20 protein-coding genes and 1 pseudogene are annotated in these 20,751 nt (G+C 68.1%); 12 read left to right on the plus strand and 9 right to left on the minus strand.

Annotated features, from left to right (window positions below):
* Positions 1-9: 9 nt before the first annotated feature.
* The 5 genes from alaS (at position 10) to IBJ82_RS04040 (ending at position 6,049) form a co-directional block, all read left to right on the plus strand.
* The gene (gene alaS, locus IBJ82_RS04020) at positions 10-2,673 is read left to right on the plus strand and encodes an alanine--tRNA ligase (RefSeq protein ID WP_194824557.1); all 2,664 of its coding nucleotides are present in this window, start codon (positions 10-12) and stop codon (positions 2,671-2,673) included.
* Complete coding sequence (ruvX, locus tag IBJ82_RS04025) at positions 2,673-3,224, plus strand: Holliday junction resolvase RuvX (protein ID WP_056810643.1); 552 nt, start codon at positions 2,673-2,675, stop codon at positions 3,222-3,224. The genes alaS and ruvX overlap by 1 nt, the downstream gene beginning before the upstream one ends.
* Entirely contained in the window at positions 3,221-4,726 is a 1,506-nt protein-coding gene (gene mltG, locus IBJ82_RS04030; RefSeq protein WP_194824558.1) for an endolytic transglycosylase MltG, read from the plus strand. Before ruvX ends, mltG begins: the two co-directional genes overlap by 4 nt.
* Positions 4,719-5,525 (plus strand): shikimate dehydrogenase, encoded by an 807-nt coding sequence (locus IBJ82_RS04035; RefSeq protein ID WP_194824559.1) that lies wholly within the window; start codon positions 4,719-4,721, stop codon positions 5,523-5,525. The genes mltG and IBJ82_RS04035 overlap by 8 nt, the downstream gene beginning before the upstream one ends.
* A gap of 80 nt (positions 5,526-5,605) precedes the next feature.
* Complete coding sequence (locus IBJ82_RS04040) at positions 5,606-6,049, plus strand: B-4DMT family transporter (RefSeq protein WP_228536423.1); 444 nt, start codon at positions 5,606-5,608, stop codon at positions 6,047-6,049.
* Between the two features lie 79 nt (positions 6,050-6,128).
* On the opposite strand, the gene aroB is transcribed toward IBJ82_RS04040, so the two are convergent.
* From aroB to IBJ82_RS04060, 4 genes and pseudogenes are all read right to left on the minus strand, one after another.
* Positions 6,129-7,247, minus strand: coding sequence for a 3-dehydroquinate synthase (gene aroB, locus IBJ82_RS04045; protein WP_194824561.1), 1,119 nt, complete (start codon positions 7,245-7,247; stop codon positions 6,129-6,131).
* Between the two features lie 848 nt (positions 7,248-8,095).
* Positions 8,096-8,605: pseudogene (locus tag IBJ82_RS34485) on the minus strand (shikimate kinase); the annotation flags it as partial.
* Positions 8,606-8,703: 98 nt separating this feature from the next.
* Entirely contained in the window at positions 8,704-9,912 is a 1,209-nt protein-coding gene (aroC, locus tag IBJ82_RS04055; RefSeq protein ID WP_194825164.1) for a chorismate synthase, read from the minus strand.
* Positions 9,913-10,094: 182 nt separating this feature from the next.
* Positions 10,095-10,568, minus strand: a complete 474-nt coding sequence (locus IBJ82_RS04060) for an A24 family peptidase (RefSeq protein ID WP_194824562.1) — start codon at positions 10,566-10,568, stop codon at positions 10,095-10,097.
* A 159-nt stretch (positions 10,569-10,727) separates the two neighbouring features.
* Between IBJ82_RS04060 and IBJ82_RS04065 the strand changes: the two genes are divergently transcribed.
* The 4 genes from IBJ82_RS04065 to IBJ82_RS04080 all read left to right on the plus strand — a co-directional run bounded on the left by IBJ82_RS04065 (position 10,728) and on the right by IBJ82_RS04080 (position 13,267).
* Entirely contained in the window at positions 10,728-11,849 is a 1,122-nt protein-coding gene (locus IBJ82_RS04065; RefSeq protein ID WP_056810624.1) for a Xaa-Pro peptidase family protein, read from the plus strand.
* Positions 11,850-11,913: 64 nt separating this feature from the next.
* On the plus strand, positions 11,914-12,477 hold the full coding sequence (efp, locus tag IBJ82_RS04070; protein ID WP_056810621.1) for an elongation factor P: 564 nt from the start codon (positions 11,914-11,916) through the stop codon (positions 12,475-12,477).
* Between the two features lie 2 nt (positions 12,478-12,479).
* Positions 12,480-12,998, plus strand: a complete 519-nt coding sequence (nusB, locus tag IBJ82_RS04075; protein ID WP_056810618.1) for a transcription antitermination factor NusB — start codon at positions 12,480-12,482, stop codon at positions 12,996-12,998.
* 2 nt (positions 12,999-13,000) lie between these two features.
* Entirely contained in the window at positions 13,001-13,267 is a 267-nt protein-coding gene (locus tag IBJ82_RS04080) for a YciI family protein (RefSeq protein WP_056810614.1), read from the plus strand.
* Positions 13,268-13,347: 80 nt separating this feature from the next.
* Here the strand turns inward: IBJ82_RS04080 and IBJ82_RS04085 are convergent, their stop codons facing one another.
* A complete protein-coding gene (locus IBJ82_RS04085) occupies positions 13,348-14,007 on the minus strand; it encodes a hypothetical protein (protein WP_194824563.1) in 660 nt (219 codons plus the stop codon).
* 187 nt (positions 14,008-14,194) lie between these two features.
* On the minus strand, positions 14,195-16,441 hold the full coding sequence (locus tag IBJ82_RS04090) for a nuclease-related domain-containing protein (RefSeq protein ID WP_194824564.1): 2,247 nt from the start codon (positions 16,439-16,441) through the stop codon (positions 14,195-14,197).
* A gap of 698 nt (positions 16,442-17,139) precedes the next feature.
* Between IBJ82_RS04090 and IBJ82_RS35270 the strand changes: the two genes are divergently transcribed.
* Entirely contained in the window at positions 17,140-18,105 is a 966-nt protein-coding gene (locus IBJ82_RS35270) for an alpha/beta hydrolase family protein (RefSeq protein WP_194824565.1), read from the plus strand.
* On the plus strand, positions 17,987-18,373 hold the full coding sequence (locus tag IBJ82_RS04100; RefSeq protein WP_194825235.1) for a DUF6817 domain-containing protein: 387 nt from the start codon (positions 17,987-17,989) through the stop codon (positions 18,371-18,373). Before IBJ82_RS35270 ends, IBJ82_RS04100 begins: the two co-directional genes overlap by 119 nt.
* Before the next feature lie 16 nt (positions 18,374-18,389).
* On the opposite strand, the gene IBJ82_RS04105 is transcribed toward IBJ82_RS04100, so the two are convergent.
* Both IBJ82_RS04105 and IBJ82_RS04110 read right to left on the minus strand, forming a co-directional pair.
* Positions 18,390-19,013 (minus strand): alpha-ketoglutarate-dependent dioxygenase AlkB, encoded by a 624-nt coding sequence (locus tag IBJ82_RS04105; protein ID WP_194824566.1) that lies wholly within the window; start codon positions 19,011-19,013, stop codon positions 18,390-18,392.
* A 51-nt stretch (positions 19,014-19,064) separates the two neighbouring features.
* A complete protein-coding gene (locus IBJ82_RS04110) occupies positions 19,065-19,445 on the minus strand; it encodes a winged helix-turn-helix transcriptional regulator (RefSeq protein ID WP_370585137.1) in 381 nt (126 codons plus the stop codon).
* 39 nt (positions 19,446-19,484) lie between these two features.
* Between IBJ82_RS04110 and IBJ82_RS04115 the strand changes: the two genes are divergently transcribed.
* Complete coding sequence (locus IBJ82_RS04115) at positions 19,485-19,892, plus strand: DUF4440 domain-containing protein (RefSeq protein ID WP_194824568.1); 408 nt, start codon at positions 19,485-19,487, stop codon at positions 19,890-19,892.
* A gap of 45 nt (positions 19,893-19,937) precedes the next feature.
* On the opposite strand, the gene IBJ82_RS04120 is transcribed toward IBJ82_RS04115, so the two are convergent.
* Positions 19,938-20,609 (minus strand): HD domain-containing protein, encoded by a 672-nt coding sequence (locus IBJ82_RS04120; protein ID WP_194824569.1) that lies wholly within the window; start codon positions 20,607-20,609, stop codon positions 19,938-19,940.
* Positions 20,610-20,751 lie beyond the last annotated feature (142 nt).

Consider the following 20,751-nt stretch of genomic DNA (forward strand, 5'->3'; position numbering starts at 1 on the left):
TGGGTATTTGTGCAGACCCACGAGATTCGACGACGGTTCCTGGACCATTTCGTCCGTGCCGGACACACCGAGGTCCCCAGTGCTTCGCTGATCCTGGCCGACCCCAACCTGTTGTTCGTCAACGCAGGCATGGTCCAGTTCGTTCCGTATTTCCTGGGTCAGCAGACCCCGCCGTGGGCTACCGCGACCAGCGTGCAGAAGTGCGTGCGCACCCTCGACATCGAGAACGTCGGCATCACCACTCGCCACAACACGTTCTTCCAGATGGCGGGCAATTTCAGCTTCGGCGACTACTTCAAGCGCCAGGCCATCACCCTGGCCTGGACGCTGCTCACCGACACCGTCGAGAACGGCGGCTACGGCTTCGATCCCGAGCGCCTATGGGTCACCGTCTACCTCGATGACGACGAGGCCGAGCGGATGTGGCTCGAGATGGGCGTGCCCGCGGACCGCATCCAGCGCCGCGGCATGGCCGACAACTACTGGTCGATGGGCATCCCCGGCCCGTGTGGCCCGTGTTCGGAGATCTACTACGACCGCGGCCCCGAATATGGTGTCGAGGGCGGCCCGGAGGCCGACGAGGACCGCTACATCGAGATCTGGAATCTCGTGTTCATGCAGAACGAGCGCGGTGCGGGCATCTCCAAGGACAACTTCGAGATCCTCGGCCCGCTGCCCAAGCAGAACATCGACACCGGCATGGGCGTCGAGCGCGTCGCGTTCCTGCTCCAGGGCGTGGACAACGTCTACGAGACCGACCTGATGCGCCCGATCATCGACAAGGCCGAGGAACTCACCGGCCGCTCCTACGGCGTCGAGCACACCGACGATGTGCGCTTCCGCGTAATCGCCGACCACGCCCGCACCGCCGCGATGCTCATCGCCGACGGCGTGAACCCCGGCAACGACGGTCGCGGGTACGTGCTGCGCCGCCTGCTGCGCCGCATCGTGCGTTCGGCGCGCCTGCTCGGCGCCGAGAAGCCGGTGATGGCCGAGCTGATCAAGGTCGTCACCGACCTGATGTCGCCGTCCTATCCCGAACTGGGCACCGACTTCTTGCGGATCGAGACCGTGTCGGTCGGCGAGGAGATGGCGTTCCTCAAGACCCTCAACACCGGCGAGACCCTGTTCGACAACGCCGCCACCGCGGTGAAGTCCAAGGGCGGCAAGCAGATCACCGGTTCCGACGCGTTCGCGCTGCACGACACCTACGGCTTCCCGATCGACCTCACCCTCGAAATGGCCGCCGAGGCAGGCCTTTCCGTCGACGAAGACGGTTTCCGCTCGCTCATGGCCGAGCAGCGCAAGCGCGCCAAGGACGACGCGCAGGCCCGTAAGCACGCCCACGCCGACCTCACCGTCTACAAGGAACTGGTCGACCGCGGCGCCACCGAGTTCACCGGTTTCGACGAGCTGACCTCCGAGGCCAACGTGCTGGCCCTGATCGCCGACGGCGTGCGGGTCCCGGTGGCCACCCTCGGCCAGGACATCGAGGTCATCCTCGATCGCAGCCCGATGTACGCCGAGTCCGGCGGTCAGATCGCCGACCGTGGCACCATCACCGCCTCGGGCCTGAAACTTCAGGTCAACGATGTGCAGAAGATCGCCAAGAAGGTCTGGGTCCACAAGGCCACCGTCGAGGCGGGTCAGATCACCGAGGGCGATGTCGTTCTCGCCCAAGCGGATCCGGCCTGGCGTCGCGGCGCCACCCAGGGTCACTCCGGCACGCACATGGTGCACGCCGCCCTGCGTCAGATCCTCGGCCCCAACGCCGTGCAGGCGGGTTCGCTGAACAAGCCCGGCTACCTGCGTTTCGACTTCAACTGGCAGGGCGCGCTGTCGGAGCAGCAGAAGGCCGATATCGAGGCCGTCTCCAATGACGCTGTCGGCTCGGACTTCCCGGTGAACACTTTCGTCACCGATTTGCCCAAGGCCAAGGAAATGGGCGCGATGGCGCTGTTCGGCGAGAACTACGGCGACGAGGTGCGCGTCGTGGAGATCGGCGGTCCGTTCTCCATGGAGCTGTGCGGTGGCACCCACGTGGAGCACTCCTCGCAGATCGGCCCGATCACCCTGCTCGGTGAGTCCTCGGTCGGCTCCGGTGTGCGCCGCGTCGAGGCCTTCGTCGGCCTCGACTCCTACAAGTACCTGGCCAAGGAGCGTGCGCTGCTGGCCGGTGTCGCCTCCTCGCTGAAGGTGCCCTCCGACGAGGTGCCCGGTCGCGTGGAGCAGCTCGTGGAGCGGCTCAAGGTGGCCGAGAAGGAACTGGAACGCACCAAGATCGCCGCGGTGCTGTCCTCGGCGGGCACGTTCGCCGAGCAGGCCGAGCGGGTCGGTGCGGTGCGTCTGGTGGCCGCCGCGGCGCCCGAGGGCGTGTCGGCCGGTGACCTGCGCACCCTGGCCACCGATATCCGTGGCCGGCTCGGCAGCGAGGCCGCTGTCGTGGTGCTGCTCGGCAATGTCGACGGCAAGGCGCCGTTCGTGGTGACCGTGAACAAGGCGGCCCAGGATCTCGGCTTCAAGTCGGGCGATCTGGTCGCGGCCTTCGGCCCGAGCATCGCCGGGCGCGGCGGTGGCAAGCCGGAGATGGCACAGGGCGCGGGCTCGGATCCGTCGGGTATCCCGACCGGTTTGACCGCGGTCCGTGCCCGGGTGGCCGAACTCGCCGGCTGATGACGACCCCTGGTTCGTCCAGCGAGGAATCCGCCGACCGCCCCGACCCGGGCACCGACCCGGGTCGGGGCCGTCGGATCGCGATCGACGTCGGTAGCGTGCGCATCGGTGTCGCCTCGAGCGACCCCGATGGCATCCTCGCCACCCCTGTCGAGACCGTCGCGCGCGCCAAGTCCGGTGGGCGCACCGGCGGTCCGCCCGCCGACATCGCAAGAATTGCCGACATTGTGCGGGAATACGAAGCGGTGGAGGTGGTCATCGGCCTGCCACGCACCCTGCGCGGCGAAAACGGCACCGCGGCTGCCATCGCGCGCAAGTTTGCCAAGCAGTTGCGACGGGTGATCGACCCGATTCCGATACGCCTTTCCGACGAACGTTTGACTACGGTATCTGCTGCACGTGCGCTGCGCGACAGTGGAGTTCGCGCACGTGGCCAGCGGCAGATGATCGATCAGGCGGCAGCCGTGTCGATTCTGCAAGGATGGTTGGACGAGCGGAGTTCGGTGTTGAAGGACGCAGCAGATACGGCGAGGGTCGGAGACGATGCATGACCGACCGATGGACCAGGGCCGAGGAACGCTACCGAGCACGGGAAGCTGACCGGCGCTATCCCCGACGCGACGATTGGGGTCTGGACCCCCGTGCGGCGCGCGACGACGAGCCGCAGCAGGCAGGCCCTGCCGGGTGGGACGACGAAGCTGGCACCGATGTCATCCCGCGCTACGAGGACGAGATCTACGACGAGCCCGAACCCGAGCCCGAACCCGAACCGGCGCCCCCGCCGCGCCGAGTCGGGCAGCGCGCGGCGCAGTCGGGTCGCGCGGCAGCGCCCGAACGCGGCCGCGCTCGGGCGTCGGGACGCGGCAAGCGGTCGCGGATCGCCTCACGCAAGGCGGCCGAGCGTAAGCGGCGCCGTCGCAATTTATGGGCCGTGGCCGCGGTGTTCGTCGTTCTGGTCGTCTCGGCCGCGGGTTTCGCCGGATACAAACTGATGGGCAGCCTCAGCCCGGCCGAAGATTTCGCCGGTCCGCCCGGTGCGCCCGTGGTGGTCCAGGTGCATTCCGGTGACACCGCGACGCAGATCGCCGACGAGATGCACAAGAAGGGCGTGGTCGCCAGCTCCGAAGCCTTCTACGAAGCGGCCGTACAGAATTCGAGCATGAACAGCGTCCAGCCCGGTTTCTACGCGATCGGCACGAAGAGCCCGGCCGTCGACGCTGTCACCGCGTTGGTCGGCGGGAAATCTCGGGTGGGCAATGTGACCATCTCCGAGGGTCGGCTGCTGCACGACAAGCACGACGCGACCACCGGTGGTCGATACGACGGCATCTATCGCAAGATCGCGGAGGCCAGCTGCGTCGGCCCCGAGCGCAAGTGTGTGACCTACGAACAGCTCGACGCCGCGGGCGCGAGCATGGACCCGAACGCACTCGGCGTGCCCGCATGGGCCATGCAAGCGGTCAAGGTAACCCCCGATAGAACCAGGCAGCTGGAAGGCCTCATCGCCGCCGGGACCTGGGATTTCGATCCGAGCGGGACACCGGAACAGATCCTGCGGCAGATGGTGACCGCGAGCGTGCGGAGCTACGAAGCCACCGGACTGCTCCAGTCGGGCGCCGACACGAAGCTGTCGCCGTACGAAACGCTCGTCGCCGCCTCGCTGGTCGAACGGGAGGCGAAACCCCAGGACATGGGCAAGGTGGCACGGGTGATCGTGAACCGGCTGCGGGTCGGTCAGATGCTGCAGTTCGACTCCACCGTGAACTACGCGCTCGACACCACCGAGGTGGCCACCACCGACGCCGACCGGGCCGCGGAGACTCCCTGGAACACCTACGCGATGGAGGGCCTGCCCAAGACGCCGATCGCCGCGCCGTCGGTGGGCGCGTTGCGTGCCATGGAGAACCCGGAGCCGGGTGCGTGGTTGTACTTCGTCACCGTCGACAAACAGGGCACGACCAAGTTCACCGACTCCTACTCCGAGCATCTGCGGCTGGTCACGCAGGCGCAGCGCAGTGGCATCCTCGACAGCTCACGGCCCTACGGTGGCTGAGGTGCGCAAGGCGGCGGTGCTCGGCAAGCCGATCGAGCATTCACGGTCGCCACAACTGCATCTGGCGGCCTATCGCGCGCTCGGATTGCCCTGGAGCTACGAACGCATCGAGTGCTCGGCCGAGCAGTTGCCCGGCCTTGTCGACGGGCTCGGGCCGGAATGGGTCGGTCTGTCGGTGACCATGCCCGGCAAGGAGGCGGCGCTGGCGGTGGCCGTCGAGCGCACCGAACGCGCGGTGCTGGTCGGCTCGGCCAACACCCTCGTGCGGACCGAGGGCGGATGGCGGGCGGACTGCACCGATGTCGACGGCGTCCTCGGCGCGCTGCGCGGCGGCGGTGTCTCCTCGCTCGACGAGGCCGTCGTGCTGGGCGCCGGTGGAACAGCCAGGCCCGCATTGCTGGCGCTGTCCGAACTCGGCGCGAAGTCGGTCACGGTGATCGCCCGCGATGCCGGACGGGCGCGGAGCTCGCTGGAATTGGCCGATCGACTCGGGATGCGAGCCACGGTCGTGCCGCTCGACGCGGAGCAGGTGCGCGCCGCGTGCGCGTCGGCCGGTGCGGTGGTCAGTACGGTGCCCGCCGAGGCCGCCGCGGTGATCGCCTCGGCGGTAGCCGCGGCGCCGGTGGTGCTCGACGCCATCTACAACCCGTGGCCGACCCCGTTGGCAACGGCGGTCGAGGCCGCCGGACACACGGTGGTCAGCGGGCTGCAGATGTTGCTGAATCAGGCTTACGGCCAGGTCGAGCTGTTCACCGGCCAGCCGGCGCCGCGCGCCGCGATGGCCGCTGCCGTCGAGTAGGCCCGCGCTGTCGGAACAGAATGTCGCCCGATCCGCGAAATTGATACCGGTTCTAGTTTTATCTCGCTAAGGTGTTGTCCATGACCGCTTGGGTGTTACGAGCCACCGTCCTCGGCGCGCTGGTCGTCGCCTTGCGCGTCCTCCTCGGCCTCGCCATGGCCTCCTGGCCCACCTACGGCACCTTCTGGCGCGTGCTATGCCTGGTGGCGATCATCGCGGTGGCCGTCGTCTGGGGCTTGCGCGACGCCCGTGCGGGCGCCGACAGCCTCACTGTTCGCTGGCTGGCCGCCGGTTTCGGCGCGGGACTGGCCAGCTCGGCAGTGTGCTGGGTCCTCGATCAGGTGCCCGGAATCGAACTCGGCGACGCCGGCTTCCTCTACGAGCTGACCTCCGCGGCCTCGTTCATCCTGCTGCTGGTCTTCCTGCCCGCGATGGTGGGTGTCGCCTTCGGTCACACCCGGTCGCGACGTTCGAGCGAATCCGCTACTCCCGCGACAGAACCAGCGTTCGCTACCGCGAGCTGAATCGCCCTCTCCGGCAGCGGAACCCGCGCCGAACCTGTAAGCGCTTCTACTGAGTGCGCACAGGTCGGCAACTCGGATCTCAGAGCATGATCGGCGACGTGCCCGGGGTGGTGTCGCGCGCGATCGCCGAGTAGGCGGCGGCCAGCAGCGACGGGTCGGGGCCTTCGAGGCGGCCGGGCTTGGCCAGACCGTCGAGGACCACGAAACGCAGGACCCCGGAACGGGTCTTCTTGTCGGTTTGCATGGCGTCCATCAGGTGGGGGAGTGCGTCGCCGTCGTAGGTGACAGGCAGGCCGACACTTTCCAGAATGGTGCGGTGCCGGTCGGCGGTGGCGTCGTCCAGACGCCCGGCCAGGCGGCCGAGTTCGGCGGCGAAGACCAGGCCGACGGAGACCGCGGCGCCGTGACGCCAGCGGTAGCGCTCGCGGCGTTCCACGGCATGGCCGAGGGTGTGGCCGTAGTTCAGGATCTCGCGCAGGCTCGATTCCTTGAGGTCGGCGGCGACCACATCGGCCTTGACCTGGATGGCGCGGCGGATCAGTTCGGGCAGCACCTCGCCGGTGGGGTCGAGGGCGGCCTCGGGGTCGGCTTCGATGAGGTCGAGGATCACCGGGTCGGCGATGAAACCGGCCTTGATGATCTCGGCCATGCCCGCCACGATCTCGTTGCGCGGCACCGTTTCCAGCGTCACGAGATCGACCAGCACGGCGCTGGGTTCGTGGAAACTGCCGACGAGGTTCTTGCCCGCCTCGGTGTTGATGCCGGTCTTACCGCCGACCGCCGCGTCGACCATCGCCAGCAGCGTGGTCGGCACGTGCACGATGCGTACCCCGCGCATCCAGGTGGCGGCGACGAAGCCGGCCAGGTCGGTGGCGGCGCCGCCACCGAGACTCACGATGGCGTCGTTGCGGGTCAGCCCGATTCGGCCGAGCACCTCCCAGCAGAACCCGGCCACGGCCAGTTCCTTGCCGTCCTCGGCATCGGGGATCTCGATGCGATGCGCGTCGATCCCGGTGTCGGCCAGTGCTTTACGCACCGCTTCGGCGGTCTCGGCCAGCGGCGGCTGATGGAAGATCGCCACGGTCCGCACGGCATTGCCCGCGTTGACCGCTCCGACGAGATCGCCGAGCAGCCCGCGGCCGATGATCACCGGGTACGGGTCGGCGGTGCGAACCTCAATGATGGACGGCTCTGTCACGTGCGCTGCTCCGATTCTTTCTGGTCGTTGTTATTACGTCGCCCGCTACGCCGCCGCGGTTGCCCGCGTCGCCTGCGTTCGTTGGTACCGGTGCCGCGATCCGCTTCACCGGGTTGCCCGGCCCGCTGAACCTGTTGCGACGTCCCGGTCCGGGCTTCCTTCGTCGGGTCCGACGTCGCCGAGCCCGAGGGTTGCGCGGGCTCGCCACCACGGTGACCTACCCTCTTCGGGGCGCCGGCGTCGCGGGTGGCCGTGCGTCTGCCTCGGCCGACGCCGCGACTGCTCGTCTTGGCGCCGGAGACCGCAGTGCGTCCGCTCGCCCGACTACCCGGGGCATTGCGGTTGCCCGCACGACCCCCGGCGGCCTCCCGGTTGCCCGGCTGGTTCTCGGCGTTGCTCGCACGGCCTTCGGGGTGCTCGGACACCGCACCTGACGAGTTGTCCGGCTCGCGGGCGGCAGCGCTGGTCGCCGGCCGGATGCGGGCGCCTCCTCGGCGCGACCTGGTACGCCGGGACCGTCGACTGCCCGCCGTACGCGACTCGCTCTGCGCCGCACCAGCGGTGCGAGCCGCACCGGTGGTCTCGTCGACCGTGGCGCCATCGGCCGCGGATGGCGTCGGCGCCGAACGGTTCCGGTCGTCGACGCCGCTACGACGCTCGGTGGCCGTCACGCCCGACTGCTCGGCGCCGCCTCGGCGCACGGCGGCCGCGCGTGCCCTGGCACGTCGCCGGTTCTTGGACCGGTTGCTCCCGGCGCCGGGTCTGCTGGTGACCGAACCCGAACCCGAAGTCGCAGCGGCATTTCCGGTGTTCGAGCGCGCGGCGTCGAGATCGGTGCGTACCGATTCCAGGCCGAGCTTGGCCAGGATCATCCGCACCACCCGACCCGGACTCCGCCCGTCGGTGCGCACGCGCACGGTGGCGATCTGGCGGTAGAGCGGACGACGCTCGCGCATCAGATCCCGGTACTTGGCGGCCGGGTCGACCCCGTTGAGCAGCGGGCGGGTGCTGCTGGCGCCGGTGCGCCGAACCCCTTCGGACACACTGATTTCCAGGTAGACCACCGTCGCGTCACGCAGCAGTTCCCTGGTCCGCTCGGACAGCACCGATCCGCCACCGAGGGAGACCACGCCGTCGTGGGAGAGCACGGCGCGGCGCACCACCTCTTCTTCGATCCGGCGGAACTCCACCTCACCGTCGGTGGCGAAGATATCGGGAATGGTGCGCCCGGTATCGTCCTCGATCCCCGCGTCGGTGTCGTAGAGCGCCACCCCGAGTTCCCTGGCCAGCTTGCGCCCGATCGTCGACTTCCCCGAGCCCGGCAGCCCGACCAGCACCACCCGCGCAGACGGTGCGATCCGGTCGTCGGCGTCGGTGTCAGCAGCACCGGGCTCGACGCTCGCCGGTGAGGGGCCCGCGTCGCTCTCCGGCGCGGTCCCCTCCTGACCCTGCTCGGTCACGGGATACGGCTGTCCGCGGGCACGTGTGGGCGGCTGCCGATCCGCTTGACGTAACTGTTGATGTTGTCGACGGTCTCGGCCAGCGAGTCGCCGCCGAACTTCTCCAGCGCGGCCTGCGCCAGTACCAGTGCCACCATCGATTCCGCGACAACGGCCGCCGCGGGCACCGCGCACACATCGGAGCGCTGGTGGATGGCGACGGCTTGTTCACCGCTGGACATGTCGACCGTCGACAGCGCGCGCGGCACGGTCGAGATCGGCTTCATCGCGGCACGTACCCGCAGTGCTTCGCCGTTGGTCATGCCGCCTTCGAGCCCGCCCGCACGGTTGGTCGAGCGCAGCACACCGTCGGGGCCGGGACGCATCTCGTCGTGGGCCAGGCTGCCTCGTCGGCGCGCGGTCTCGAACCCGTCGCCCACCTCGACACCCTTGATCGCCTGGATGCCCATGAGGGCGGCGGCCAGGCGCGAATCGAGGCGCTGCTCGCCGCTGACGAACGAGCCGAGCCCGATGGGCAGCCCGTCCACGATCACCTCGACGACACCGCCGAGGGTGTCACCGTCCTTCTTGGCCGCTTCGATCTCGGCGATCATGGCCGCCTCGGCCTCGGCGTCGAACGCGCGCACGGGGCTGGCATCGATCGCGTCGAGATCGGTCGGACCCGGCGAGACACCGGTGGTGTTGGCCGCGGCGCCGATCGACACCACATGCGAGATGACCTCGACACCGAAGGCCTGACGCAGGAAGTTGCGCGCGAGGGTGCCGGCGGCGACACGGGCCGCGGTCTCCCGGGCGCTGGCCCGCTCGAGCACCGGGCGGGCGTCGTCGAAGCCGTACTTGAGCATTCCGGAGTAATCGGCGTGGCCGGGGCGAGGGCGGGTCAGCGGCGCGTTGCGCGCCATTCCCGCGAGCTCGGTCTCGTCGATCGGATCGGCCGACATCACTTCGGTCCACTTGGGCCACTCGGAGTTGGCGATCTCGATCGCGATCGGACCACCCATGGTGCGGCCGTGGCGCACGCCACCGACCAGGGTGACCTTGTCGGCCTCGAACTTCATCCGGGCGCCGCGCCCGTAACCGAGCCGGCGGCGGGCGAGCTGTGCGGAGACATCGTCCGATGTCACCTCGACTCCGGCGACCATCCCTTCCAGGAGGGCGACGAGAGCGGGACCATGGGATTCTCCGGCAGTTATCCAGCGCAACACGCCGACCATCTTCCCATGTCGACACGTGTGGGAGGGAATGCGGGCCGACGTGACGAGCGGCACGTCGGCGCCGCGGCGGGCCGAGCGGTGGCGGCCGCCGCCCTGATCCGGCCGAACCGGCCTACTCCGGACCGCCGACACAACCTCGTCAGCGGGATCGTCTCGGCGCGTCGCACCAGTGGTCATGCCAACACCATCGCGGTCACCGTGGCCAGGCACATGGCCGGTCCATGGGGAACCAAGCGTCGAGAGGGCGCAGCACGCACCTCGCGTGAATCACGTCCCAGTACCACCCGCAGCCGATCGCCGCCGAGCATCACCACCGCGGCCGCGGCGGTGAGCAGCGGTGCGGCCACGGCGGCCCACACCCAGGCGGGTGGCCCGGCGATCGCCGCGGCGGCCCCGAGCGCCACCGCGAGCTTCACATCACCGGCCCCGAGTGCGGCAGGGGAGAGTAGGTGGGCAACCAGATACGGCATCGTCAACAGCGCGGCACCGATCACCGCGGTCCCCAATTCTCCGGTCGACGCGGCGAACAGGAACACCGCGGCCGCGCCGATGCCGGTCAGCGCGTTGGGAAGACGACGGGCATGAACATCGATGACGCCCAGCAGCAGACACCAGGCGATGAGGCAACAGAACGCGGCAGTGGTCATGGATCGATCGTGCTGCGCCGCGACCGCCGACAGTGGGTCCTCCCCGAGAATGTGGACAACTTCCGCGCATGTGAACAAAGCCGTATCCAGTTGCCCGTCGACACGGAATCCGGAGCATCACGTGCCGACATGTCGCCCGTCGGGCGGTAGCGTTGACCCATGTGTGCTGACTACACGGCTCCCGATTACGCGGCCCGGCGCGGTGCCCTGCGGAGCCTGCTCGTGGAAAACGGTGTCGACGCGTTGCTGGTGACCGATCTGGTCAACATCCGCTACCTGACCGGCTTCACCGGATCCAATGCCGTTGTCCTGGTGCACTCGTGGGACATGCGCGGTGCCGAGGACCGCACCGTCATCGGCACCGACGGCCGCTACTCCGCTCAGGTCGCCGAGCAGGTCCCCGACCTACAGGCCGAGATCTGCCGGGCCACCGCGCGCCGCATCCTCGAGCTGTCAGGGGAATGGCAGTTGGGTCGGGTCGGCTTCGAAAGCCACGTGGTGACCGTCGATCAGCACTCCGCGTTCCAGGAACTGCGCACCGGATTGCAGCTCGTTCCCACCGCGGGTCTGGTCGAACAGTTACGCATGGTCAAGGACCCCTACGAGGTGGACCAACTGAGCGCGGCGTGCGCGGCCGCCGACGCGGGCCTGGCCACCCTGCTCGAGCGCGGCCTGCTGCGTGCGGGCCGGACCGAACGACAGGTTGCCCGCGACCTCGAATGGGCGATGTTCGAGCACGGCGCCGAGGCGATCTCCTTCGAGACGATCGTCGCCGCCGGCGCCAATTCGGCGATCCCGCATCATCGCCCGACCGGCGCGGTCCTGGCCGTAGGCGACTTCGTGAAGTTCGATTTCGGCGCGGTGGTCAACGGCTACCACTCCGACATGACCCGCACCCTGATCCTCGGCACCCCCGCCGACTGGCAGCGCGACATCTACGAACTGGTCGCCCGGTCGCAACGCGCGGGAACCGAGGCGCTGACACCCGGCGCGCAGACCAGCGAGGTCGACGCCGCGGCCCGCACGATCATCGAAGAAGCGGGGTACGGCCCGCAGTTCGTGCACGGTCTCGGTCACGGGGTGGGGCTGCAGATCCATGAAGCACCCGGAGTGGCGAAAACGAGTACCGGTACACTTCTGGCTGGTGTGGCGGTGACCGTCGAACCTGGTGTATACCTTCCCGGCCGCGGCGGGGTCCGGATCGAGGACACGCTCGTGGTGCGCGAAGCGGGCCCGGAACTGCTCACCCGCACCAGCAAGGACTTGATCGTCGTCGAGTGACATCGGCGCGCAGAACGCAGTAACCCCCAGTACGCAGTATTACGAACGAGGAGATCCGAGGACAGTGGCGGACACCAGCGACTTCAAGAACGGCCTTGTGCTGAAGATCGACGGTCAGCTCCAGCAGATCATCGAATTCCAGCACGTGAAGCCGGGCAAAGGCCCCGCCTTCGTGCGGACCAAGCTGAAGAACGTCGTGTCCGGCAAGGTCGTCGACAAGACCTTCAACGCGGGTGTCAAGGTCGAGACCGCGACCGTCGACCGTCGCGACATGACCTACCTGTACCACGACGGCACCGACTACATCTTCATGGACGGTGACACCTACGACCAGATCTCCATCCCGGAGGCCACCATCGGTGACGGTGCCCGCTTCCTGCTGGAGAACATGGGCGTGCAGGTCGCCGTGCACGAGGAGGCGCCGCTGTTCGTGGAGCTCCCCGTCACCATCGAGCTGGTCGTGCAGCACACCGATATCGGTCTGCAGGGAGACCGCTCCACCGGCGGCACCAAGCCCGCCACCCTGGAAACCGGCGCCGAGGTGGCCGTCCCGTTGTTCATCAACACCGGTGACAAGCTGAAAATCGACTCGCGCGACGGCAGCTACCTCGGCCGCGTCAACGGCTGATCGTGACCGACTCCCCGGCTGACAAGAAGGGCTCGTTCAAGAAGCTCGGCGCGCGCCACAAGGCACGCCGCCGGGCCGTGGACCTGCTGTTCGAGGCGGAGGCGCGCGATGTCGACGTCTCCGTGCTGCTCTCGGATCGCGCTGACCTCGCGACCCGCGACCAGAGCGTGGCCCCCGTGCACGCCTACACCACCACCCTCGTCGAGGGCGTAGCCGACGACCTCGACCGGGTCGACGGCACCATCGAGGGCTACCTCCAGGACTGGACCCTGCAGCGGCTGCCCGCCGTCGACCGGGCCATCCTGCGGATCGCGGTGTGGGAACTGTTCCACGCCACCGACGTACCCCCGGTCGTCGCGGTCGACGAGGCTGTCGAGCTGGCCAAGGAACTGTCCACCGACGACTCCCCGTCGTTCGTGAACGGTGTGCTCGGCCAGGTCGTGCAGGTGGCGCCCCAGGTTCGCGCCGCCGCCGCGGCTACGGCCGCCACGAAGGCCGCCCGCGGCGAGGCGGAGTCCTGACCGTGGCGCGCAAGTATCTCGTGATGGCCGAGCGCACCCCGAAGTTCGACGCCTCGGTGATCGAACCGCACCGCACCTTCCTGCAGGAGCTGCTCGCCGCGGGTCGACTCCAGGAAAGCGGTGGCTTCACCGACGGCACCGGCGGTGCCTACGTTGTGTTGGCCGAAAACCATGCTGCCGCAACAGCTCTGGTGCACTCCGATCCGCTGCACACCACCGGCGCCTCGGACCTGACGATCCACGAATGGGAAATCACCATTTCGGCGTGAACCATTCCAGACAGCCGCACGTCCGACATGGACGTGCGGCTGTTCTGCTGTTCGGGGGCGGCACCGGCTGATCCGCCGGGTCAGATCTTGTGCAGGCAGAACGAGACCGCGGGCGCGGTATGCGTCACCGGCTTCGTCGCGCGAAACCGCTTCCGCGATGCGTCGCAGACCTTGGCATCGTCGGCATCGACGCGGGTGTCGACCTCGAATGCCCCTGCGCCACAGGGAACTTTGCGTAGCCGAACCAAGTGAGCGTGGACGTTGCCCGGATCGTTGACACACTCACCGACTTTCGCATTGAGATGAGTGCACAGGTACTTCATGGGCGCTCTGGTGCTCTTTCGGTAATTCCGGGAGAAGTCCAGGTCCCCCGTCGCGCATTTCTGCGTACTCCATGCGCTGGTGATGATCAACACGGCGTCGGGGTCGGTACATGCCCGTCGATGGAAGTCCCAGCCAGGTCGCCCCGGATCTGTGTAGTACCCGCAATCGCCGGTTCGCTCCGTATCCGATCGCGGCGAGAGCAGACCCCAGGCCATCAAGCCGACCGCACTGATCGGCACGAGGGCAGCCAGCGCGAGCAATAGCCATTTTCGTCTGCCACCGAACAAGCGCGCATTGCGCGCCTGCTGCTCCCGATAACCCGGCCGCTTGCGACGACCGCGGGGCGGTCGCCACTGATCGCCCGGTCCCGGCGCCTGCCAGGGCTGTTGTCCGTGCGCGACATTCGGCTGTTCCACCCTGCCAGCTTGCCACTGCCGCAATCGAACTCACGCATCACCGAGGTGAGGATCCCGACGGCCTCCGCCGGTGGGTGTACGAGGAAACCGGCGGAGGCGCGACCGACGCTGGGTAGGCGCGGTGTCGGGTGTGCGCTGGGCACGAAGTGATCTTGCTACCTCGAGTGCGCTCGAGGTCAAGGGGGGTTCAGCGGTCGGCGTGGACCAACGGGGCGAGGAAGCCGGTGAGCTGGGCCGCCGAAGGTTGGCCCAGGCGGCGGCCGAGGTAGTCGGGGGCGTCGGCGGCCGCTCGGCAGCGGTCCGGGTCGGTATTGGACGGGTTGGCGGAATAGCGTTCGCCGAGCATGGTCGCCTTGGCCACCTCGCGTCCGGTGTGGAGTTCGTAGACCGCGATCTCGTAGGTGGCGCGGAAGAGGTTGACGGTGCGCCCGACCGGCGCGCCGGGGGAGGGACCGTACTGGCAGGTCTGGACGAGGTCGCGCAGTTCCAGCTGCTTCATGCAGGCGATGAGCTGCACGGTCGACGGGTCGTCGGGGTTCCACGCGGTCGGATCGTCCGGGTGGACCATGGCCGTGAGTTCACCGGACAGGTAGATCGGCCGTGCGCCGTCGCGCTGATAGGGCGCGGCGTTCGGGAACGGCTTCTTGTCCGCGCCGCACATCCGGTCGTAGTCCGACATCTCGAATCGGCTCGCCTGCACCGCCGTGATCGCGAAGAACCCGGCCCCGACCAGGGCGATGAACAGCAGCAACGCGACACCGGGCCCAACGCGCAGTCCTCGCCGCGGTGCACTCCGCTCCCGAACGGGGCGATTGTGCCACCGGTCGATCAGCGACGAACCGTTCCCCCGACGCCACGACCGCCACCTTTGCGACAGAGTCGGTCGCCGCCTCGTGCGGTCACGTTCGACCCAATCCGACCAGTGCTCCGAATTCTGCTGGGGTGCTTCCGGTTCCGGGGAACGGTAAGCGGGCGCGACGGCATGGGTGTCGTGCGACGGCGAGGGGGTGCTCCACGATCCGGTCTTGCTGGTCGAGCTTGCCGAACCGACCGCGGCGGCGGCGCCCAGGGCGGCAGCCGTACCAACTGCTGCACCCGCGCCGACCGCCGGACCGGGAGTGCTCGTAGAGGCATCCTCCGGTGTGGGTTCGTGGCGGTACGCCGAGCTTTCACTCGCAGCACGTTCGCCGTCGGTGTCACCAACCAACGGACCATTGATCGCAGACGATTCGGTTCCAGCGGTCGACTTGGTCAGCGAGACAACGCCTTCGGGCGCTCTGTCCGCTGACCTGGTCGCTTCGTCCGGGGCAGACGAGTCCGTGTCTACCGGGTCGTCGAAAGATGCAGCGGGTGCGACGCTTTCGCTGTGCGAAGCCGTGACCGCTTCGGCCGACTCGCGTTCAGAGGCGTCGTCCGGTGACAGGTTCTCGGACGAGGGCGCTTCGTTCGTCACCTGATCAGTGGGTTCGGGCCCGGATGGCGGCTGTCCGATCGCGGCGGCCGATGCCGCCTCGCTGTCCGAAGCATCCACGTGTGCAACGCTTTCCTTGCTCGAAGAAGGTGATTCCGCCACTTCCTCGGACGGTAACGGCGTCGCGGACTCCTCGGGGCGAGACGACGTCGGGGCTCGATGGGCGAGCCTGTCGATCGCAGCGAGAAAGGCGGGCGTTGCCGCCTGGGCGACCCGTACCGAACTGGTCGGCGCCGCAGCGGAATTCGATACGGTGTCGGAATCTGCTGTCCCCGAGGAGGAGCCGAGCTCCACGGCAGTCGGGCCGGCGGGCCGGGAAGTGGTCGCCGGGTCGAGAACGGCCGGAAAACCCTGTGCTGTCAGCTCATCGTGAGACGGCAGCAGGTGGCCCAGGTTCAGGGCGGCGAACACCCGGGTGACGTCATCGATACTGAGCCGGACGGTGCGCCCACTCTCCGCCTGGAAATGGTCGTGCAGCGCGCCGACGTCATCACGATCGATCAGCACCGCACGGTACCCGTCGGCGATTCTGGTTTCCTCGATGGTGATCTCGGTGCCGGGCTGGGAGACCAGCGCGATCACCGCGTTCACCCAGCCGAAGATTCCGGACTGCTGCAGCAAGCTCTTGGCGGCGAACACCTGTCGGCGCACCTGGACGAACGGATTCGGTACCCGGACGGCGTGATAGAGCGCGGCGGGCTCGCCGTCGATGGTCCACGGCCCGTTCGGTGGGGTGGCGAGAGTGCCTTCCTGACGGGAGGTGAAACCCTTCACCTCCACGATGGTCACGCTCTGCGGCGTGCACACCAGCGCGTCGACCTCGACCGACCCGCCCCGGCTCTCCGGCACATGGCAGCGGAACACGGCGACGCCGCCCGCCCGAAATGCCTGGTCGCGGAGGGCCGCGCCGACGATCTGTTCCGCGCCTTCGAGTTCGCTCTCGTCCGCGACAACGACGATCACCACGACCCCCTGTGCAACTGACTGCGGACTTCTACCAGGATACGGCCTCCACTAGCCGTATCGAAACCGAATCCTGTTGCTGAGCAACGCCTTCGGCAATGTCGATTACCGATCTCGCCACGGCGCCCCCGTGTTTCGACCTGCCGCCGATGCTTCGCCGACCGGCCGAACCCATTCTCGTGGCGGCTCGGTGACCTGACCTGCCGCCAGGACCAGCCCCGCCGCGTCCGCGCCCCCGAACGTCGCGCACCACCGCCCCGTCAACGCATTCGACGCCCGCACGTGCGGCAGAAGTGAACTCCCCATGCCCAGGATCCTACGACCAGCCACCGACAATCCGCCATGTCGACGTAATCCCTCAATCGCGCACGACCCGCCAACCGGGCATAGTCCCTGGCCCCGTCACGGCGACGAACTGCTGCTGTCACATGATCGAACCCTGCGGGCGTTCCTGCTCGACGCCAGTGCGTATCGTCGCGGTGACGGTAGCGGCAGAGTGAACGCCGATTCGGCTGTCTGCCCCACGAACTCATGGCGGATTCGGTCGATCCGGCGCAGCGGTGAGGATGCTGAGACCTGTGGTTGGTCAAGGGAAACCGAGGATTGACCCGTTCGTCGTGTGTCGCCGATGATGGTTGCGGGCACATGCAGGCACGTCCGATTCAGCGCTCAGCACCGGAATTCAATGAGGAGCGTCTATGGGCACCGATGTCAGCGTCGCCCTGAGCGATGTCACTTTGCGGGCCACTGTCACCGGCGCGGGACCGACGGTTCTGTTGCTCCACGCGGGTGGTGAGAATCGCGGTGTGTGGGTACCGATCTCGGCGCGGCTTGTCGCATGTGGGTTGCGAACGGTGGCCTACGACCTGCGCGGTCACGGCGAGAGCACCGGGCAGGCGACAACTCTTCGGGCGCTGCGCGACGATGTGATCGAGATGGTGCGGCGAGAGTTGACGCCGATCGTGGTGGTGGGAGCTTCGATCGGCGGGCTGGCCGCCATCGCTGCCCTCGCCGAACCGACTGTCGCGCAACGTGTCGTGGGCCTGGTTCTCGTGGATGTCGTGGCATGGCCAGATCCGGATCGGGTTCGCGCATGGCTCGGCGATCTCGGGCTGGGTGATCGCCGGGCCGATCTCGTGGAAGACACTCTGACGTGGGGCCCGCGACTGCAGGCGACGGCCGCGGCGTCGGACCTGCCCATCCTGCTCGTGCGTGCCGGACGGTCACCGCTCAGCGCCGCTGATGTAGAACGGTTCCGCGCGGCGAACCCTCGGGTCACCGTCACCGAGTTGTCGGATGTCGGCCACCTCGTGGCGCAGGAAGCCCCAGAGGAACTGGCCCGCATTGTGTCGGCCTGCGTCCCCAGCTGGTTGGCTGCCGACCAGGTCGTGCGCGGCGCATTCGAATTCCAACGCACTCTCGGGACCGAACACATCGAACATCCCGGCGGGACGTTGCTCGCGCATCTTCATCGGGTGCACGCCCTAACGGTCGAATGGAACGCCGCGCCACGCGTCCAGCTGGCTGCGATCTGTCACGCGTCATATGGCACAAGACGGTTTCGCGCACGCCCTGCTTCCCGCCGAGGATCGCGGGCGTCTGCGCGCTGTCATCGGGGCGGATGCGGAGGCACTGGTGTATCTCTACGGCGCCTGCGATCGTGAGCGGACATACCGCGATCTCGGGCAGCGACCGCTGACCGTGATCGACCGGTTCACCGGTGAGTCGAGGTCGATCGAGGGTGCGGACTTGCGCGATCTCGCGGTCCTGACGATTGTCAACGAGCTCGATGTGGCACGCCATGCGAGCCTGTCGGCATCCACTCGCGAAGGAATCCGGGACCTAGTCCGCGCGCTGGCGAGCTACGTCCCCACCGAGGCGGCGCGAGCACTCGCCAACCCCCGAGATGGCGGACTGCCGACCACCACGTAGCGACTGCGGGTCGGTCTCACCGGACGCCCCGCGGGCGGAACTGGATGCTGATGCGGGGTCCGACGGGACGTGCGGTCTTGGGAACCGCGTGCTCCCAGGCGCGCTGACACGCACCACCCATCACCAAGAGGTCCCCGTGCCCCGCCGTGAACCGCACGCTCGCACCACCACCGCGCGGCCGCAGCAGCAGGGAGCGCGGCGCCCCGACCGACACGATCGCGACCATCGTGTCGTGGGTGGCGCCGCGGCCGATCGTGTCCCCGTGCCAGGCGACGCTGTCGCTGCCGTCGCGATAGAAGCACAGCCCGGCCGTCCGGAACGGTTCACCGAGCTCGGCCGCGTAGTGCGCGGTGAGCGCCGCCCGCGCGTCGACCAGAATGTGATCGGGCAGCGGATCGTTCTCCCCGAAGAACGACACCAGCCGCGGCACGTCGACCACCCGGTCGTACATCGGCCTGCGTTCGGCATGCCAGGGCACCCGCTCGGCCAGCCGATCGAACAGCTGGCTCGCGCCGCTGAGCCAGCCGGGTATGACATCGACCCAGCTCGTGGTGTCGAGCTGGGTGCGTTGGATCGCCTCGATGGAACCCAGGGCAATCGCATCACCGTCGAACAGTGAACCTTGCAGGGGCAGCGACATGAGCGACAGTCTACAACGCGTTCGAATGTATGTTCGATAGATGGTGTTCGATCAGGAGTTTTGCGGACGCAAGGCGGCCAAGGTGTCGCCGGTCCGATAGAGCTCGAGCAGAAGTGGCCGCAGCGCCCGGTCGAGATCGGTGAGGGCGTAACTCGTGCGCACAGGGAAGCCGCGGTGCGTCCGTCGCTCGACCAGTGCGCGGGCTTCGAGATCGCGGAGACGGTCGGTCAGCACTTTGGCGCTGAGCGACGGCAGCCGGTCTCGCAATTCACCGAACGAGAGCGGCCCACTCATGAGTTCGCGCAATACCAGGGTTGTCCAGCGGCCGGAGATCGCGGTCAGGGTGACCTCGACCGGGCAGTCCGGTTCCGGCGCGCGGGTTCGCCCGCGGTCGTCGGGCACGAGCTCGTCGTCCCAGTCCGTGTCGGTCACCGTTTGGTTGCCTACGCGCGGGCCGAGTTGGCTGTCGCTATGACCCGTACCAGTTCTCGTCACAACCCCACTGTCGCCCTAACTGTCGACCCGAGGCAACATCCCGCGGTGTTCGCGGCCCGCTTCAACACCTTCGACTCGGACTCGCTCGCCGAGGTGTACACCGACGACGCCGTATTCGTGCCGGAACCGGGCAGCGAGGTCACCGGGCCCGCGTTGCGAGCGGCCAATGCCGAGTTTCTCGCTCTGGGCCTGCCTATCCGAGTCAGTCCGCGCCACACATACGTCGCGGGAGATATCGCGTTGCTCATCGTCGACTGGGAGATCGACGGCACCGGCCCGGACGGCGAGCCGGTCCACGTATCGGGAACCGCCACGGACGTCGCCCGTCGCGACGCCGACGGCTTCTGGCGCTACGTCATCGACAATCCGTTCGGTGTCGCCTGAAACCGGCGACCCGTGGTCGGCAACCTCTCCACCCGGACGACCGGCTCAGTCCTGCCAGCCGCTCTTGTCGAGAATCATGTCCCATGTGTAGGGCACCAATTCGGGATGGCGCAGCCGGATGATCTCGCCCGGCAGTGAACCCGGTGGTGCCTTGCGCGGGTCGGCGACAGCCTGACGTTCGATGGCGTCGGTGAGGGCCCGCGTGCCGCCGAGGCGTGGATAGGCGGCGTGGACCAGATCCGCGAAGCCAGGGGGTAGGTCGCCGGGGCCGCCGCCGACATCGAGGCCGATGCCGGTGACCGCGATCCAGATGGCGGCGGGTCGTCGTCGGCGGTAGACCGGTGAGTCACTGAGGCCGGTTGTGTGCGCGGCGATGGCGTCCCAGATGATGTCGACGCGCTCATCGCGGACACCCTGCGCTTCGAGGAATTCGGCCGCGAAATCCGCACCGTCCATCTCGAATCGTTGTGTGCCATTGGCCCGTTCGGAGAGGCCGATGTCGTGCAGCGCGCAGATGAGGTACATGAGCTCCTCGTCGTAGTCCGCGCCGGGCTCCAGGCCTTGGTCGGCGGCGAGGGCGCGCCCGAACAGGAATCCGCGAATGCTGTGATGGCGGACAGGCGCCTCGAGAGCCTCGGCGATCAGCCGGTGGGTTTCGTTCGCGAGTGGCGTGGCGGGTAGCGCCAGCGAGTCGATGCCAGATGCATTCTGTGGCATGGGGATTGCTCCTATCGGTGTGCCCGGTCGAGTGACGTCCACCAACCTTCAGGCTAGTTGAAGCATAGCGCCAAGTTTCAGCCAGACTGAAGGTTGTGGGAAAGGTCATCGATCGAGACGCTCGCGAAATCCGATCAGGTGA

Origin of the sequence: Nocardia sp. XZ_19_231 (genome assembly GCF_015355705.1) — a bacterium.
GTDB lineage: Bacteria > Actinomycetota > Actinomycetes > Mycobacteriales > Mycobacteriaceae > Nocardia > Nocardia salmonicida.

Coding starts and splice junctions, on each gene's coding strand:
- mltG (WP_194824558.1), top strand. CDS start 3,221: ATGACCGACCGATGGACCAGGGCCGAGGAACGCTACCGAGCACGGGAA.
- IBJ82_RS35270 (WP_194824565.1), top strand. CDS start 17,140: ATGGGCACCGATGTCAGCGTCGCCCTGAGCGATGTCACTTTGCGGGCC.
- ruvX (WP_056810643.1), top strand. CDS start 2,673: ATGACGACCCCTGGTTCGTCCAGCGAGGAATCCGCCGACCGCCCCGAC.
- IBJ82_RS04120 (WP_194824569.1), bottom strand. CDS start 20,609: ATGCCACAGAATGCATCTGGCATCGACTCGCTGGCGCTACCCGCCACG.
- IBJ82_RS04100 (WP_194825235.1), top strand. CDS start 17,987: ATGGCACAAGACGGTTTCGCGCACGCCCTGCTTCCCGCCGAGGATCGC.
- IBJ82_RS04040 (WP_228536423.1), top strand. CDS start 5,606: ATGACCGCTTGGGTGTTACGAGCCACCGTCCTCGGCGCGCTGGTCGTC.
- IBJ82_RS04105 (WP_194824566.1), bottom strand. CDS start 19,013: ATGTCGCTGCCCCTGCAAGGTTCACTGTTCGACGGTGATGCGATTGCC.
- IBJ82_RS04065 (WP_056810624.1), top strand. CDS start 10,728: ATGTGTGCTGACTACACGGCTCCCGATTACGCGGCCCGGCGCGGTGCC.
- IBJ82_RS04060 (WP_194824562.1), bottom strand. CDS start 10,568: ATGACCACTGCCGCGTTCTGTTGCCTCATCGCCTGGTGTCTGCTGCTG.
- IBJ82_RS04115 (WP_194824568.1), top strand. CDS start 19,485: ATGACCCGTACCAGTTCTCGTCACAACCCCACTGTCGCCCTAACTGTC.